Consider the following 15,413-nt stretch of genomic DNA (forward strand, 5'->3'; position numbering starts at 1 on the left):
GCATGCAGACTGTCGAGCAGACCTGCGGCGGACCGGTGCGGTCCGCCACCCCGGCTGCCCACGGTCCCCACTGCTGCGCCTGCGGGCAGGCGCTGGCCCAGCCGGTCACGATCGACCGGCTCACCGGGCTCTTCGACCGCTGGGGCTGGACCGACACCGCGGAGCCGCTGTTCGCCGAAGCACGCGCGCGCGGCGACGACCTCGCGCTGCTGATGCTCGATCTCGACCGGTTCAAGCAGATCAACGACGTGCTCGGGCACCTCGCCGGGGACGACGCCCTGCGCGCGGTCGGCACCGCGCTGGCCACGCACACGCGCCGCGAGGACGTCGTCGGGCGCTACGGCGGCGACGAGTTCCTGCTTCTGCTGCCCGGCGCGGGACTGCCGGTGGCACACCGGATCGCCACGCGCGCGATGGCGGCGCTGACCGCCGCGACCGTCCGCGTCGACACGATTTCCGGTACCACGACCACCCTCACCGGGCTCACCGCGTCGGCCGGTCTCGCCGTGTTCGACCCCGGGCACGACACAGCGTTGTCGCGGTTCATCCTCCGCGCGGACGCGGCGCTGCGCGATGCCAAGCAGCGCGGCCGCGGACGGCTGCGGGTGATCGGGAGCAGGCCGCCGCGCCCGCCCGCCGAGGAGGGCAAGCGACGGCTCCGGTTGCTGCCCGGCGTGGACACCGTCTCGGCGTTCCGGTTCACCGACGCCTGAGCGGTCAGGCGAACGTCCCGCGGGTCGGGTGGAATTCGACGACGGTCGCCTTCGCGGCGCCGTACCGCACGAACGGGTCGGCGGCGACCGCGGCATCCACCTCCGCCCTGGTGCCGTCCAGGATCATCAGCCCGCCGGTGCGGGGTTCCCGCCGTCCCGCCAGCCGGACGAGCCCGCGTGCGAACGCCCCGTCCGGATTCGAGTAGTGCTCGTCGAGGAGTTCGTCGATCCGGGCCGGATCGGTGTAGTCGAGCGTGACAAGGAACATCGGCCCTCCATCGGTGTGGTGAAGTCCAGCCAATCTCGCCGCGTCGCCGATGTCCAAGACCGGGTTCCGATGGCGGTATAGGCTGAACCTATGACCGGGATCGAGCTGCGGCAGCTGCGGTACTTCGCGGCGGTCGCCGAGTCCGGCACCGTGACCGAGGCGGCCCGCCGCCTGCGGATCGCGCAGCCGAGCCTGAGCCAGCAGATCGCCGAGCTCGAACGCAGGCTCGACGTGCCGCTGTTCCAGCGCAGCCCGCGCGGTATGGAGCTGACCACGGCCGGTGAAACCTTCCTCGCCGGTGTCCAGCGCGTGCTCGCCGATCTTCGCGCCGTCATCGAAACCGTGCGGGAGACCCCGCCGCGCCGCACGGTCGGAGTCTGCGCCGGGCTCACCCCGACGGTGCTGGCCGACGTCGAATCGGCGCTCGGGGCCGACACCGTGCTCGAATCCGTCGACACCGTGCGCCAGACCGCGCTGCTGAAGTCCGGCGAGCTGGATTTCGGGCTGCTCCGGCTCCCCGCGAACACCGACGGCCTGTTCGTCGCCGAGGTTTCGGACGAACCGCTCGGCGTGGTCGTCGCGGACGACGACGAGCTCGCGGCGAAGGAGACCGTCGGCTACGCGGCGCTCCGGCACCGGGAACTGCTGTGGTTCCGCGACTCGCGCGCGCCGGGGTACGCCGATGCCGTGCTCGGCCATCTCGCCGCGCATTCCTGGCGCCCCAACACCTATCGGCCGCGCAGCACGAGCCACACGGTGTTCGTGCACGCGTTGCGGACGCGGCCGAACCTGGTGGCGCTGCGACCCCGCGAAACCGTCCCGGCCGGCTTCCATTGGCTCCCGTTCCGCGAAGACCCGCCACGCGAGCGGATCGGGCTCGCCACCGCGCACCGCATGTCGGATCTGCTCGCCGGCGCGCGGGGCCGCGGCTGGCGGGTGACCTTCGACGCCCTTCCCTGATCGAGTCTGCCCCCGAGCACGCCGAAATCCGTAGAATCGGGACCGATGCGGAGATATCGGTGGTGGGTCGGTGGTGGCGTTCTCGTCTTCGTGGCCGGCCTGGTCGCGATCTTCGCGCTTTCCGGGCCGGACACCTCGCGCGGTCCGGTCGAGCGGCAGGGCCCGCCCGGCAGCGGCCCGCTCGCGATCGTCTCGCTCGGCGACAGCACGATGTCCGGTGAAGCCGCGGGCGACTACGTCGAAGGAACCGATGGCGCCAACGGGAACTGGTGCCATCGTTCGCGCAACGCCGAGGTCACCCAGACGCACGTGCCCGGAATCATCGACAAGATCAACCTCGCCTGCTCCGGCGCGCCGTCGGCCCAGGTCGCGCTCGGGGACGTCAACCAGTGGACCGAGGGCTCGCAGGCCGCGCGGCTCGGTGCGCTGACGAAGACGAAACGGGTCGCCGCCGTGGTGATCGCGGTCGGCGCGAACGACGACCCGCACTTCTCCCAGGCGGTCACCGGGTGCTTCCAAGCATGGTTCCTCGCCGGTTCCGAACCGTGCAACCAGAAGCTCCGCCGCGACTGGCGGGCCAGGATCGACGCCATGGTCCCGAAAGTGGTCAACGCGGTCGCCGACGTGAAGAAGGTCCTCGCGAACGTCGGCTACCAGCCCGACGACTACCAGCTCGTCCTGCAGTCCTACGCGGCACCGATCGGCCCCGGTATCCCGGCGGAGGTGCAGAACCTCAGCGGCTGTCCTTTTAGGACGGAGGACCTGGAGTGGGTGGCCGGCGAAGGCGTGCGGGTGCTGACCGACGGCCTGCGCGCGGCCGCCGCACAGGCGGGCGCGCGGTTCCTCGACCTCTCACGAGCGGGGCTCGGGCACGAAGCGTGCAGCGGCGGCGCGGACGCGAGCCAGGAATGGTTCAGCCGGTTGAAGTTGCAGATCAACGACCTGGCGGCGCTCGAACGCGCCTCCCACGCGCTGCAGGAGTCCTTCCACCCCAACGCGGCCGGCCACCAGCAGTTCGGGCGATGCCTCACGGAGTTCCTCGGCACCACGGACCCGGCGGCCGCGTGCCTCGCCGGTGCCGACGGCAACCTGCACGCGGCGGCGAGCACCATCCCCCAGGCGCGCTAGCGGTCATTTTGTAAGCGGCGAAGCCGCTTGAGTGGGCAATCAACTCGCACCGCCGCGGGTTCTCAGCCGTCTTCTCGCGAGGACAGCTTCAACGTGGTGAATTGGCATTCATGAGTTGGAGATCCCGGAGTGAGAAGGCGGCTGAGGTTCCGCTACCCGCACTGCTACGCAAACCGACCACTGCCAATCTTCACAGGTCGAGTGCGGCTCGTAAGGCGATGTCGACTTGCTCTTGGACTCCGTGGTCGATATCGGCGACGTGCTGGACGAACCAAAGCCGGTAGAGCCGCGTGACGTTCAGCGTGGACACCCACAGCCTGCTGTCGAGCGGGACGCCGAGGATGTCGCCGGGATCGGTTTCGAGCAGCTCGGTGCCGAGCAGCCACGGCCGCTCGGAGTCGTTCACGCCGTCCGAAGACAGCACGAGCACGGTGCGTTCCCTGGTGGCCTTGGTGGGAGGCTGGTAGGTCCAGATCTCACCCCTGCGCACGCAACTCCTGTTCGGCCAGTTCCCGTTCCGTCTCGTCGGCTTCCGCCTCGACCGCGGCGGCGTGCCGCACCGGTAGGCGGTACCCGGTGCGGACGGCCTCGCGCCGCGCTGCCTTCGACAGCCACGACGACAGTGACACCCCGTGCGCCTTGGCCGCCTGCTCGGCGAACTCGAGCGAGGCCGCGTCCAACGACAGGGTGACCTTACGTGTTGCCATACCGATTAGCGTACCTCTTCGCAAGCGCATTGCCACGATATGCGGACGCACCGCTCACAACGTGGGCGAACGGCCCTCGAACGGCGTGGACAGCACCACCGTCGTACGCGTCGACACCTTCGCGGACTCGCGGATCCGGCGCAGCAGGTCCTCCAGCGCCAGCGGCGAGGCGACCCGGACCAGCAGGATGTACGACTCGTCGCCCGCGACCGAGTAGCACGACTCGATCTCGGTGATGTGCTCCAGCCGCTGCGGGTAGTCGTCCGGCGCGCCGGGATCGTTCGGGGTCAGCGAGATCAGCGCGGTCAGCGGCAGGCCGATCTGCTCGCCGTCGAGGCGCGCCGAGTACCCCTTGATGACCCCGCGCTGTTCCAGCCGCCGCACCCGTTGGTGCACCGCCGAAACCGAGAGCCCGACCCGTTCGGCGAGATCGGTGAAGCTGCACCGCCCGTCGGCCGCGAGCTCGCGCGCGATGGCCTGGTCGAGCGGCTCCAGCCTGCCGTCGGCCCTTCCGTCGGTCACTGCGGCAGCACTGCTAGGTCGTGCGGGCGCGTGTTGAGCGGCTCCACACCGTCCTCGGTCACCACGACGATGTCCTCGATCCGCGCGCCCCAGCGGCCAGCCTGGTAGATCCCCGGCTCCACGCTGAACGCCATGCCCGCCTCGAGCGGCAGCGCGTTGCCGCCCACGATGTAGGGCTCCTCGTGCACGTCGAGGCCGATGCCGTGCCCGGTGCGGTGGATGAAGTACTCGCCGAACCCGGCGTCGGTGATGACCTGGCGCGCGGCGGCGTCGATGCTCTCGGCCGTCGCGCCGGGGCGGACGGCGTCCACCGCGGCCCGCTGCGCGCGCTGAAGCACCGCATAGGTTTCCGCGACGTCGGAGTCCCTCGGCTCCCCCACCGCGTAGGTCCGCGTGGAATCGGAGTTGTAGCCCTCCGGGATCGGCCCGCCGATGTCGATCACCACGACGTCACCGTGCTCGATCACGCGGTCGGACACGTCGTGGTGCGGGCTCGCGCCGTTCGGCCCGGACCCCACGATCACGAAGTCGGCGTGCGTGTGGCCCTCTTCCTCGATGGCCGCGGTGATGTCCGCGCCCACCTCTGCCTCGGTGCGGCCGGCCTTGAGCCACTCGCCCATGCGCGCGTGCACCCGGTCGATCGCGGCACCGGCCTTGCGCAGCGCGTCGATCTCGGCGGCGTCCTTGCGCATCCGCAGCTCGCGCACGACCGGACCGGCCAGCGTCTGCTCGGCGTCGCCGAGCGCCGCCCGCAGCGACAGCACGTGCAGTGCCGGGGCGAAATCGCTGATCGCGACCCTGCCGACCGTGCCGAGCCTGCCCGCGACCAGGCCGAACGGGTCGTCGCCGTCCACCCAGGTCAGCACCTCGACGCCGAGCGCGTCGGTCGGCACGTCCGCGTAACCGGGGGCCTCCAGCTTCGGCACCACCAGCGCCGGCGTGCCCTCGGCAGGCACCACGAGCGTGGTCAGCCGCTCGAACGACCCGCCAGCCTGGCCGAGGAAGTAGCGGAGGTCCGAGCCCGGCGCGATGAGCAGCGCGTCGGTGTCGGCGGCGACCGCGGCGGCGCGGGCGCGGTCGAGCCGCGCGCGGAGGACTTCGGCTTCGGGGGCGGGGGTGTGCAGGGATCGACGCGACATGCCCCGACTCTAACCGGCGCCCCGAGTCCGGTCAGCGGGGCACCGCGACGGCGAAACGCCCGCGGCTTCGGCACCACCGCGCCGCCGTCATGGCAGGCTGTACGGGTGACCGCACCCTTGGCCCTCCTCGACTCCGCCGGACTGTACTTCCGCTCGTTCTACGCGTTGCCGGACTCGATGACCGCGCCCGACGGCACCCCGGTGAACGCCGTCCGCGGGTTCGTGGACACCGTCGCGCGCATCCTCGTCGACCGCAGGCCGGGCAGGCTCGTGGCGTGCCTCGACGCGGACTGGCGGCCGCAGTTCCGGGTGGACCTGCTGCCCAGTTACAAGGCGCACCGCGTGGCGGATGCCGAGGAAAACGCGGAGGAGGTGCCGGACACGCTGACCCCGCAGGTGCCGATCATCCTGGACGTGCTGGCAGCCGCCGGGCTGACCACCGCGGAAGCCGCCGGGTACGAAGCCGACGACGTGATCGGCGCGCTGGCCCACCACGAAACGACCGCGCCGGTCGAGGTGGTCACCGGCGACCGCGACCTCTTCCAGCTCGTGCGCGACGAGCCGACCCCGACCTCGGTGATCTACGTCGGCAAGGGCTGGGCGAAGGCGGAAGTACTGACCCCCACCGAAATCGCCGAACGCTACGGCGTGCCGCGCGCGCAGGCGGGCGCCGCCTATGCCGACATGGCCGCGCTGCGCGGCGACCCGTCCGACGGCCTGCCCGGGGTCGCGGGCATCGGCGAGAAGACCGCGGCGAAGCTCATCACCCAGTTCGGCTCGCTCGACGCGCTGCTCACCGCGGCGAAGGAGAGCAGCAAGGACGTGCCGCTGAAGATGCGGTTGAAGCTGGCCGACGCGGCGGACTACCTCGCGGTGGCCCCGACGGTCGTGCGGGTCGCGGTGGACGCGCCGGTGAAGTCCTCCGGCGACGGCTCGATCCCGGCCGCGCCCGCGAATCCCGCCGAGCTGACGCGGCTGGCCGAGCAATGGAACCTCGGCCGTTCCACCGACCGGCTCGTCGAGGCGCTCGCCGCCGTCGGGTCCTGACCTCGCGGGTGGCGCGTGACCGAGTACAGCGGCAGCGGTGATCCCCAGCGGAGCCTCGAACTGCTGTGGGGCCTGCGGCAGCGCCCCACTCGCGGTCCGAAGGCCCGGCTGTCGGTGCCGGAGCTGACCAAGGTCGCCGTGGCGATCGCCGACGCCGAAGGCCTGGCGGCGGTGTCGATGCGCAGGGTCGCCGACGAGCTCGGCGTGAGCCCGATGTCGCTCTACACCTACGTTCCCGGCAAGGCCGAGCTGTTCGACCTCATGCTCGACGCGGTGCAGGGCGAAACCGCGCGCACCGCGGTGGACGGTGGCTGGCGCGACCGTCTCGAGCAGGTGGCCCGCGAGAACGCCGCACTGCTCCACCGGCATCCCTGGCTGCTGCAGATCGGCGCCAGCAGGCCGTCGCTCGGACCGGGCATGACCGCGAAGTACGACCACGAGCTCCGCGCCATCGACGGCATCGGCCTCACCGACGTCGAGATGGACTCGATCCTCACCCTCGTGCTCGGTTACGTCGACAGCGCCGTGCGCGCGGCCGTCGACGCGGCGCAGGCGGTGCGGGAGACCGGGCTGACCGACGAGCAGTGGTGGGAGAAGCACGGGCCGCTGCTGGCGAAGATCGCCGACCCCGAGCGCTTCCCCGTCGCCACCAGGGTCGGCACCGCGGCCGGCCAGGCGCACAACACCGCCTACGCTCCCGGCCACGCCTTCGAATTCGGGCTGGCGCGCGTCCTCGACGGGATCGAAGCCTTCGTCGAGTCGCGCGCCTAGGGCCTAGAAAAACGTTCCGCACCAAGGGCTTTCGAGGGTGCTGAAGAGTTCGTCGACCTGTGCGAGCGCGCCGCGGTCCTCGACCTGGATCCGGCCGGGCACGGCGAGCGAGGCGGCGCGTCGATCCCCGAGGTACAGCATCGCGAGGGTGTCGACGTCCATGCGCAGCTGCGGTTGCGCCGCGACGCGCTCCACGCCTTCGCTCCCGATCCGGTACACGCCTTCGTTTCCGGGCAGGAACGCGTCCCGCACTTCGATCAGTACCGGTTCGACCCGCCGGTAGGACCGGGCGCGCAACGCCGCCTCGACGTCGACCAGCCGAACCCACGTGTGGTCCGCGACGCGGTAGGTCTCGCACGCCCGCGGCTCGGCGAACAGGTCCCCGATGTGCTCGTCGAGCGGCCGCGCCGGCGCGCGAACGCGGTCCACCAGGTCGACGCCGAGCAGGAACCGCCACAGGCCCGCGACGGCGGCGGGCCCGTCTCCGTGCAGATCGCCCACGTCCAGCACCGCGCCCGCGAACAGGTCGTCCATCGAGCGTTCCTCGGTGACCTGGTAGACGACGAACCCGTCATCGCCGTCGACACCGCGGTGCACCGCCACGCGGTACTGACCGCTGACCTTGCCCAGCAAGCGTTGCACGTAGAGGTGCCACCAGCTTTCCGGCCGCTCGATCATCCCGGGCCGCCGCGCGAGCCGCCGGTACAGCGACGGCACCGCTTCCACCGCTTCTTCCGGCATCAGGAGCCTGACCTGGCCTTCGAACGGGACGTCCGGACGGATGCGAGCCCGTACCTTCCGCACGCGGACGTCCTTGGCGCGGGTCGCCGCCCCGTAGCCGAACCGGCCGTAGATGGCGGATTCGCTCGCGTGGAGCAGCGCGACGGTCTCGCCGTGCGCCACGCAGTCGTCCAGCTGGCGCCGCATCATCCCGGTCAGCACGCCGCGGCGGGTGTGGTCCGGCCGCACCACGACACCGTCGACCGCGGCGGCGGTGACGTCGGCGCCACCGGGAACGCGCAGGGTGGTGGCGACCGAACCGGCGAGGCCGATCACGGTGTCCCCGGCGAACGCGCCGACCTTCCGGCCACCGAGGAAGCCGTCGCGCTCCAACTCCCACCGCTCGTCGGCGGAGTCGCCGCTGTGGAACACCAGCTTGGCCAAGCCGAACGCGGCCCGCTCTTCTTCCTCGTTCCGGAGCGGCCGAACCGCGTAGTCACCCATGCCGCGATCATGCCAACCACCGGCAGCGGGCGCCCGCGGTTTTCGTCAGTCGGGCTGGCTTACTTCGTAGTGGCCGTCCGCGTCCTTGACGGTGATGCCGACCTTGCGCTCCTTGTCGGCGGTCCGGACCGTGCAGTCGAACTTGCTGCCCGGCTTGACTTCCTGTGACGCGGGGCAGCTCACGGTCTGCACGTCCGCGATGCGGTACGCCTGCGTGAGGACGTTCTTCACGGCGTCCTGCATGGCCGCCTGGTCGAAGACCCGCGGCAGCGGCGTCAGGCTGGTCGACGGCGCGGCGGAGCTCGCGGTCGACGACGGCGTGGCGGGTGGCGGGCTCGACTCGGGCTGCTTCTGGCCCGTGTCCTGGCAGCCCGTCACGAGCAGGCCGGCGAGCGCGGCACCGGCCATCGCCGCGATGCGAAAACGCAACGCAGGACACCCCCGACAGGTTGATCGGCAACGAAGTGAGACGAACCTACCTCACGTCGCCGCCGCATGCGTGCGAACGGGCGAGTCCGCCGCCGTCACTGCGGCTGGCCGACCTCGTACTTGCCGTCGGAGTCCTTCACCGTGATGGTGACCTTCTGCTCCTTGTCGCCCGCTTTGACCGTGCAGTCGAACGTCTTTCCCTCGGTGACCGGCTGCTCGGGCGGGCACGTCACGCTCTGCACGTTCTGCATCGAGTACGGCGGTTTCGTCAGCAGCGCCTGGATGTCCTGTTGCTGCTTGGCGGTGTCGAAGACCTTGCTGACGAAGAAGCCCGGCTTCCAGAACCCGGTGATCCCGAGCGCCGCGACGACGACCACGACGGCGGCGACGGTGATCCAGACGATCTTGCCGCCCTTCTTCCCGGACGGCTCGCCCGCCTGCTGACCTGGCTGGCCCTGCTGCTGACCGAAGTCGTAGGGCTGCTGCTGGCCGAACTGCTGCTGCGGATCCGCGACCGGGTACGCACCGCTCTGCGGCTCGGGCTGCTGCCCGTACTGCGGCTGCTGCACCGGGTACCCGCCGCTCTGCGGTTCCGGTTGCTGCCCGTACTGGGGGAACTGCTGCGGCGGGTACGCGCCGCTTTGCTGGGGCGGCGGGTACGCGCCCGTCTGCTGGGGAGGGTAAGCGCCGGTCTGGGAAGGTGGCGGGTAGGCGCCCGATGGCGGCTGCTGCACCGGATATCCGCCGCTCTGCGGCTCGGGTTGCTGCCCGTACTGGGGGAACTGCTGCGGCGGGTAAGCACCACTCTGCTGGCCGTAACCGTACTGCTGCGGCGGCGGGTAGGCGCCGCTCTGGTGCGGCTGCTGCACGGGGTAGCCACCGCTCTGCGGCTCGGGCTGCTGCCCGTACTGCGGCTGCTGGGGATTTTGCGGCGGCGGGTACATCCCGGTCGGCTGTTCGGGCTGGCCGTAGGGCGATTGCGCGCCCTGCGCGGGGAACCCGCCCGACGGCGTGCCGGGGCGCGATTCGCCGCCCTGGGGGTCCTGCTGCCCCCACTGCTGCGGGTCGTTGCCGCCGTACGGCGTGCTCATCGCTGCCCTCCGCCATTCGTCGCGTCGTCGAACTCCGACGGCGTCCACCGTCGCACTGAGCGTGATCCAACCACAGACACCCCTCCCCCACGTGTAAAGACGGCGCCGGTTCGTCCGGATGCCGGGCGAATCACGCCGCCCCCGCCGCCACGACGCCGCGGCGCAGCGCGCGCACCGCCTCCGCCGCCGTCGCGCCCACCGGGTCGCTCTTGCCGAGCACGTCCCTGATCTGGTCCAGCAGGTCGATCACCTGGCGCGACCACCGCACGAAATCACCGGCGGACAGCTCCTGCCCGTTCGCCTGCGCGGTGGTGAGCACCTTCTCGAGCGACTCGCCGCGCGCCCACCGGTACACCGGCCACGCGAACCCGGCATCCGGCTCCCGCGTGCGATCGAGCCGGTGGCGCCGCTCGTCGTCGGCCAGCTCGCTCCAGATCCGGACGGTCTCCCGCCACGCCTCGGGAACCGCGCCCGCGGGCAGCCTCGCCTCGCCCGCCGAGTCGCGCCGTGCCTCGAACACCAGCGTCGACACCACCGCGGCCAGCTCGGGCGCGGCCAGCCCCGCCCACACTTCCTGGCGGATGCACTCCGCGGCGAGCAGATCGGACTCGCTGTACAGCCGCGCGAGCCGTCGCCCGTGCTCGGTCACCTTCTCGGCGTCTCCCGACGCTTCACCGAGATAGCCCCGTTCGGCCAGCAGCGCGAGGATCCGGTCGAACCCGCGCGCCAGCGAGTGCGTCGTCGCCGCGACCTTCCGCCGGAGCTTTTCGGTTTCCTCGGCGAGCCGCTGGTACCGCTCGACCCAGCGCAGGTTCGCCTCGCGCTCGGCGAGCCCGTGGCACGGGTGCGCGCGCAACGCCCTGCGCAGCGCGGCCAGCTCACCGTCCTCATTGGACCCGGATCGCCGCTTTTCCCGTGACGGCAAGGAAATCCCGGCGTTGCGCAGCGACGAGGCGATATCGCGGCGCGTCTTCGGTGACCGCAGTTCGACGTGTTTGGGCAGCCGGATCTGGCCGAGCGGTTCCACCGGTGACGGGAAATCGGCCACCGACAGCGGACCGGACCAGCGGTCCTCGGTGACCACGATGGGCCTCGGCTCGCGGATGGGGTCGACGCCGGGATCGATGATCACGGCGAGCCCGGCGCGGCGCCCGGCGGGAACCGCGATCACGTCGCCCTTGCGGAGCTTCTCCAGCGAATCGGCGGTGTTCGCGCGCCGCGCCGCGGTGTTCTGCCGCGACAGCGCCTTCTCCCGCTCGCTGATCTTCTTGCGCAGCGCGACGTATTCGAGCATCTCGTCGAAGTCGCCGGTGATCGCGCCCGCGTACTCCCGCAGCGCCTCGGTGTTGCGCTCGATGCGGCGGGACGTGCCGACGACCGACCGGTCGGCCTGGAACTGCGCGAAGGACTGCTCCAGCAGGTCGCGCGCCTTTTCGCGGCCGAGCTGGGCGACGAGGTTGATCGCCATGTTGTACCCGGGCCGGAACGACGACCGCAACGGGTAGGTGCGGGTGGAGGCGAGCCCGGCGACCTGCTTCGGGTCGACACCGGGCTGCCACAGCACCACGGCATGCCCTTCGACGTCGATGCCGCGGCGCCCGGCCCGCCCGGTGAGCTGGGTGTACTCGCCGGGCGTCAGGTCGACGTGCGCCTCGCCGTTGTACTTGACGAGCCGTTCGAGCACGACGGTGCGGGCGGGCATGTTGATGCCCAGTGCGAGCGTCTCGGTGGCGAACACGACCTTCACCAGCCCGCGGACGAACAGCTCCTCGACGGTCTCCTTGAACGCCGGGAGCAAGCCCGCGTGGTGACCGGCGATGCCGCGTTCGAGCCCTTCGCGCCACTCCCAGTAGCCGAGCACGCCGAGATCGCCCTCGGGCAGGTCCGAGGTCCGCTCGGCGATGATCCGGCGCACCTCCGCGACCTCCTCCGGCCCGTTGAGCTGCAGGCCGGAACGGGTGCACTGGGCGACGGCGGCGTCGCAGCCCGCGCGGGAAAAAATGAACACGATCGCGGGCAGCAGGCCCGCCGCGTCGAGCCGCTCGGTGACGTCGACCCGCGACGGCGGCCGGAACCGCACGCCCCGCGGCGGCGGGCCCTTACGACGGCCGCGCGCCGCCCGCATCGCCGCGGGCAGGTACATGCGGCTCGCCTCTTCGGTGCGGCGCAGCAGGGTCGGGTTCATCTGGAGCTCGTCGGGGCCGCCGTGCTCCTCGCCCGCGAACAGGTCGAGCAGGCGGTTGCCGACGAGCATGTGCTGCCACAGCGGGACGGGCCGGTGCTCGTCCACGACCACGGTGGTGTCGCCGCGCACCGCGACCAGCCATTCGCCGAACTCCTCGGCGTTGCTGACCGTCGCGGACAGGCCCACCACCCTGACGTGCTCCGGCAGGTGCAGGATGACCTCTTCCCACACCGCGCCGCGGAACCGGTCGGCGAGGTAGTGCACCTCGTCCATCACGACGTAGGCGAGGTCGTTGAGCGCCGAGGACCCCGCGTACAGCATGTTCCGCAGCACCTCGGTGGTCATCACGACGATCTGCGCGTTGCCGTTGATCGCGGTGTCCCCGGTGAGCAGCCCGACCGCGTCGGCGCCGTGGCGCTCGACGAGATCGCCGAACTTCTGGTTCGACAGCGCCTTGATCGGCGTGGTGTAGAAGCATTTGCGGCCCTCGGCGAGCGCGAGGTGCACGGCGAACTCACCGACGACGGTTTTGCCCGCCCCGGTCGGCGCGCACACCAGCACGCCGTGCCCGTCTTCGAGCGCCTCGCAGCCGCGGACCTGGAACTCGTCGAAACCGAACGGCGCCTCGGCCGCGAAGGCGGTCAACTGGGGATGGTCCCCGCGGCGCCGCGAAGCCGTATAGGCCTCGGCCGGGGACGGAGAAGGGCTACTGGCCACGCCGTCAGGGTTTCACACCCGGCCGACATCCCGCATGCGGTGGGTGGTCAACACGGTCAGCGCCCCCGCGACGCAGCGCACCTCGAGCGGCATGACGCCCATGCGCTCGCCGTCGGCGTAGACGGGGAGCCGGTCGCCGCCGAAGCACACCGCCGCGGCGCGCAGCGTGCGGACCGCCGGATGATCGAGATGACGGCCGGTGCGCAGTCTCGGCAGCATCGCGACCAGGTCCGCTCGCCCCACGTCGCCGACCACGGTGACGTCGAAGAGCCCGTCGGTGGCGTCGGCCTGCGGGCAGATCGGGATTCCCCCGCCGTACCAAGCGGTGTTGCCGACGGCGACGAGCGTCGCGTCGAGGTCGAGCCGCGTGGTCTCGGTGGCCAGTGTGACCGGACGGGCCCGGAACCGGGCGAGTTCGGCGATGATCGCGACGTCGTAGCGGCGGGGGCCGGACGGCCAGCGCAGCCGGTTGGCCCGTTCGGACACCAGCGCGTCGAACCCCGCGCACAGCACCGTGGCGAACCAGGTGCCGTCCACCTGGCCGAGATCGATGCGCCGACGCGCGCCCGCGCGCAACGCGGCCACGACTTCGTCGACGGCGGCCAGCGGGTCCTCCGGCACACCGAGCGCGCGGGCGAAGTCGTTACCGGTGCCCGACGGGACGATCCCGAGCGCGACCGGGGTGCTCGCGCAGACCTGGACGCCCTGGTGCACGGCGCCGTCCCCGCCGAGCACCACGAGCACGTCCAAGCCCTCGCCGCCCGCCCGTGCCATCAGCGCGCGGGACTCTTCGACGGAGTTCGCGACGAGCAGGTCGAGCCGGTCGACGACGCGGCGGAGCCTGGCCGCGACGGTGCCTGCCACGCGGGCGGCCGCACCGTGGCCGGAATCCGGGTGCACGGCCAGCGCCGCGTGGATCCCCGCCACGGATCAGGTGATGTCGTCGGTGCCGCCCGACTTCGCACCCGGCTTCGCGGGCGGCTCCTCGACCGTGCTCGGGGTGTAGTCGAACGGGGCGGCCTCGTCGTCGGCCAGCTTGTCCCAGCCTTCGTCCTGGCGGACCTTGTCCAGCCGCTTTTCCGCCCTGCGGTCGTGGAACCGGGCGATCTGGATCGACAGTTCGAACAGCACGGTGAGCGCGGCGGCGAGCCCGATCATGGAGAACGGGTCCGAGCCGGGCGTGGCGAAGGCGGCGAACACGAACAGCGCGAAGATGAGACCGCGGCGCCACTTCTTCAGCTTTTCGTACTTGAGCACGCCGATCAGGTTGAGCATCACCACGAGCAGCGGCAGCTCGAAGCTCACCCCGAAGATGAGCAGCAAGGACAGCACGAACGAGATGTACTTGTCACCGGCCAGCGCCGTGGAGAACTCTCCGCCACCGAAGCCGACGAGCAGCTTCAACGCGTTCGGGATGAGCACGTAGGCCAGTACCGCCCCGGCCGCGAACAGGATCGAAGCGAACCCGACGAAGCTGAGCGCGTACTTGCGCTCCTTCGCGTACAGGCCGGGGGCGATGAACGCCCACACCTGGTAGAGCCAGCCGGGGGCGATGAGCACCAGTCCCGCCGCGATGCCGACCTTCAGCTGGATCATGAAGTTCTCGAACGGCTGGGTCTGCAACAGCGTGCAGCCGTGGCCGGGGAACTCGATCCTGGTCGCGCTGGGCCCGGTCGAAGGCAATGCGCAGTAAGGACCGGTGATGATGTCACCGAGCTTCGGGATCGGCCCGACCTTGGTGCCGAACCAGATGAACCCGAGGATCCCGCCCGCGATCACGAACAGCAGCGCGTAGCCGAGGCGGCGGCGGAACTCGTAGATGTGCTCGATGAGGGTCATCGTGCCGTCGGGATTGTGCCGACGGCTGCGCCGGCGCCGCTTGGTGCGGCGGTCGCCGGACCGTGGGGAGGCGGGGTCCGCCACTGGGAGATCCGTTCTCGTCAGCTGGCGTTCTTCTGCGCCTGCTCGGCCGTGGACTGCTTGCTCGCCTGCTGCTTCTTCAGCTCGTCGAGCTGGCGCTGCAGCTTGGCGACCTCGTCGTCCTCCGCCGGCTTCGCGGCGGGCAGCTGCTTGGCGTCGGCGTCCTCGGCGGGCTCGTCCGCCTTGGCGCCGTCACGCATGTCCTTGGTCTCGGCCTTGAAGATCTTCATCGACTTCCCGATGGACCTCGCGGCGTCCGGCAGCCGCTTGGCCCCGAACAGCAGGACCACGACTAGCACCAGGATGATCAAGTGCCACGGCTGCAACCCGTTCAGCATGAGTGGCCTCCTCTGTCTCGTCTTCGGGCAATGTTACTTGGTCGACCTGACTCCGCGTCGCTCGTCGATCGCGACGCGCAGCGCTGCCGAGCGGGCGCGGAGCAACCCGGTGCGGTCTTGGGCGTTCGTCGACACCATGCTCACGGTGCGCCGGAAGCCGCGCAAGGCCTTCACCACGTGAACGAAGATCAGGACGAGCAGGACCAGCCCGAGTACGACGAGCAGGGCGCTCGGCAGATAGGACACGACGGACA

The 15,413-nt window shown here is 71.1% G+C and carries 18 protein-coding genes; 5 read left to right on the forward strand and 13 right to left on the reverse strand.

From position 1 onward, the window contains the following. The first annotated feature begins 2 nt into the window (after positions 1-2). Complete coding sequence (locus tag HUW46_RS44785; RefSeq protein ID WP_215544701.1) at positions 3-713, forward strand: GGDEF domain-containing protein; 711 nt, start codon at positions 3-5, stop codon at positions 711-713. A 4-nt stretch (positions 714-717) separates the two neighbouring features. Here HUW46_RS44785 and HUW46_RS44790 read toward each other — a convergent pair whose 3' ends face one another. After that, the gene (locus HUW46_RS44790; RefSeq protein WP_215544702.1) at positions 718-981 is read right to left on the reverse strand and encodes a YciI family protein; all 264 of its coding nucleotides are present in this window, start codon (positions 979-981) and stop codon (positions 718-720) included. A 90-nt stretch (positions 982-1,071) separates the two neighbouring features. On the opposite strand from HUW46_RS44790, the gene HUW46_RS44795 reads away from it, so the two are divergent. Then, the gene (locus tag HUW46_RS44795; protein ID WP_215544703.1) at positions 1,072-1,941 is read left to right on the forward strand and encodes a LysR family transcriptional regulator; all 870 of its coding nucleotides are present in this window, start codon (positions 1,072-1,074) and stop codon (positions 1,939-1,941) included. A 45-nt stretch (positions 1,942-1,986) separates the two neighbouring features. Next, positions 1,987-3,069 carry a GDSL-type esterase/lipase family protein gene (locus HUW46_RS44800; RefSeq protein WP_215544704.1) on the forward strand — a complete coding sequence of 361 codons (1,083 nt, stop codon included), beginning with the start codon at positions 1,987-1,989 and terminating at the stop codon, positions 3,067-3,069. Between the two features lie 190 nt (positions 3,070-3,259). Here the strand turns inward: HUW46_RS44800 and HUW46_RS44805 are convergent, their stop codons facing one another. The 4 genes from HUW46_RS44805 to HUW46_RS44820 are packed head-to-tail and all read right to left on the reverse strand — an operon-like array spanning position 3,260 to position 5,437. After that, positions 3,260-3,559 carry a hypothetical protein gene (locus HUW46_RS44805; protein ID WP_215544705.1) on the reverse strand — a complete coding sequence of 100 codons (300 nt, stop codon included), beginning with the start codon at positions 3,557-3,559 and terminating at the stop codon, positions 3,260-3,262. After that, entirely contained in the window at positions 3,546-3,776 is a 231-nt protein-coding gene (locus HUW46_RS44810; RefSeq protein ID WP_215544706.1) for a hypothetical protein, read from the reverse strand. Before HUW46_RS44810 ends, HUW46_RS44805 begins: the two co-directional genes overlap by 14 nt. Positions 3,777-3,830: 54 nt before the next feature. Further along, positions 3,831-4,298: an Lrp/AsnC family transcriptional regulator gene (locus HUW46_RS44815; RefSeq protein ID WP_254125578.1), complete on the reverse strand. Its 468-nt coding sequence runs from the start codon at positions 4,296-4,298 to the stop codon at positions 3,831-3,833. Beyond that, positions 4,295-5,437 carry a M24 family metallopeptidase gene (locus tag HUW46_RS44820; RefSeq protein WP_215544707.1) on the reverse strand — a complete coding sequence of 381 codons (1,143 nt, stop codon included), beginning with the start codon at positions 5,435-5,437 and terminating at the stop codon, positions 4,295-4,297. The genes HUW46_RS44815 and HUW46_RS44820 overlap by 4 nt, the downstream gene beginning before the upstream one ends. Before the next feature lie 105 nt (positions 5,438-5,542). Here HUW46_RS44820 and HUW46_RS44825 point away from each other — a divergent pair, with 105 nt between their 5' ends. Both HUW46_RS44825 and HUW46_RS44830 read left to right on the forward strand, forming a co-directional pair. After that, entirely contained in the window at positions 5,543-6,484 is a 942-nt protein-coding gene (locus HUW46_RS44825) for a 5'-3' exonuclease (RefSeq protein ID WP_215544708.1), read from the forward strand. 15 nt (positions 6,485-6,499) lie between these two features. Then, positions 6,500-7,255 (forward strand): TetR/AcrR family transcriptional regulator, encoded by a 756-nt coding sequence (locus tag HUW46_RS44830; RefSeq protein ID WP_215544709.1) that lies wholly within the window; start codon positions 6,500-6,502, stop codon positions 7,253-7,255. Between the two features lie 3 nt (positions 7,256-7,258). Here HUW46_RS44830 and HUW46_RS44835 read toward each other — a convergent pair whose 3' ends face one another. From HUW46_RS44835 to HUW46_RS44870, 8 genes are all read right to left on the reverse strand, one after another. After that, the gene (locus tag HUW46_RS44835) at positions 7,259-8,479 is read right to left on the reverse strand and encodes a GNAT family N-acetyltransferase (protein WP_215544710.1); all 1,221 of its coding nucleotides are present in this window, start codon (positions 8,477-8,479) and stop codon (positions 7,259-7,261) included. Positions 8,480-8,524: 45 nt separating this feature from the next. Continuing rightward, positions 8,525-8,908, reverse strand: coding sequence for a DUF4333 domain-containing protein (locus tag HUW46_RS44840; RefSeq protein ID WP_254125580.1), 384 nt, complete (start codon positions 8,906-8,908; stop codon positions 8,525-8,527). 95 nt (positions 8,909-9,003) lie between these two features. Further along, positions 9,004-9,999 (reverse strand): DUF4333 domain-containing protein, encoded by a 996-nt coding sequence (locus tag HUW46_RS44845; protein ID WP_215544711.1) that lies wholly within the window; start codon positions 9,997-9,999, stop codon positions 9,004-9,006. A gap of 130 nt (positions 10,000-10,129) precedes the next feature. Further along, a complete protein-coding gene (locus HUW46_RS44850) occupies positions 10,130-12,901 on the reverse strand; it encodes a DEAD/DEAH box helicase (protein ID WP_215544712.1) in 2,772 nt (923 codons plus the stop codon). A gap of 12 nt (positions 12,902-12,913) precedes the next feature. Beyond that, complete coding sequence (locus HUW46_RS44855; protein WP_215550491.1) at positions 12,914-13,819, reverse strand: diacylglycerol/lipid kinase family protein; 906 nt, start codon at positions 13,817-13,819, stop codon at positions 12,914-12,916. Between the two features lie 12 nt (positions 13,820-13,831). Continuing rightward, positions 13,832-14,824, reverse strand: a complete 993-nt coding sequence (gene tatC / locus HUW46_RS44860; RefSeq protein ID WP_442860891.1) for a twin-arginine translocase subunit TatC — start codon at positions 14,822-14,824, stop codon at positions 13,832-13,834. Positions 14,825-14,841: 17 nt separating this feature from the next. Further along, the gene (gene tatA / locus HUW46_RS44865; RefSeq protein ID WP_215544714.1) at positions 14,842-15,159 is read right to left on the reverse strand and encodes a Sec-independent protein translocase subunit TatA; all 318 of its coding nucleotides are present in this window, start codon (positions 15,157-15,159) and stop codon (positions 14,842-14,844) included. A 33-nt stretch (positions 15,160-15,192) separates the two neighbouring features. Next, on the reverse strand, positions 15,193-15,405 hold the full coding sequence (locus HUW46_RS44870; RefSeq protein ID WP_215544715.1) for a bacteriophage holin: 213 nt from the start codon (positions 15,403-15,405) through the stop codon (positions 15,193-15,195). Positions 15,406-15,413 lie beyond the last annotated feature (8 nt).

This window comes from Amycolatopsis sp. CA-230715 (assembly GCF_018736145.1).
Classification (GTDB): Bacteria; Actinomycetota; Actinomycetes; order Mycobacteriales; family Pseudonocardiaceae; genus Amycolatopsis.

Bases quoted from the DNA above. Each gene is read 5' to 3' on its own strand.
- HUW46_RS44810 (WP_215544706.1), bottom strand. From the start codon at position 3,776: ATGGCAACACGTAAGGTCACCCTGTCGTTGGACGCGGCCTCGCTCGAG.
- HUW46_RS44790 (WP_215544702.1), bottom strand. From the start codon at position 981: ATGTTCCTTGTCACGCTCGACTACACCGATCCGGCCCGGATCGACGAA.
- tatA (WP_215544714.1), bottom strand. From the start codon at position 15,159: ATGCTGAACGGGTTGCAGCCGTGGCACTTGATCATCCTGGTGCTAGTC.
- HUW46_RS44800 (WP_215544704.1), top strand. From the start codon at position 1,987: ATGCGGAGATATCGGTGGTGGGTCGGTGGTGGCGTTCTCGTCTTCGTG.
- HUW46_RS44835 (WP_215544710.1), bottom strand. From the start codon at position 8,479: ATGGGTGACTACGCGGTTCGGCCGCTCCGGAACGAGGAAGAAGAGCGG.
- HUW46_RS44795 (WP_215544703.1), top strand. From the start codon at position 1,072: ATGACCGGGATCGAGCTGCGGCAGCTGCGGTACTTCGCGGCGGTCGCC.
- HUW46_RS44785 (WP_215544701.1), top strand. From the start codon at position 3: ATGCAGACTGTCGAGCAGACCTGCGGCGGACCGGTGCGGTCCGCCACC.
- HUW46_RS44845 (WP_215544711.1), bottom strand. From the start codon at position 9,999: ATGAGCACGCCGTACGGCGGCAACGACCCGCAGCAGTGGGGGCAGCAG.
- HUW46_RS44820 (WP_215544707.1), bottom strand. From the start codon at position 5,437: ATGTCGCGTCGATCCCTGCACACCCCCGCCCCCGAAGCCGAAGTCCTC.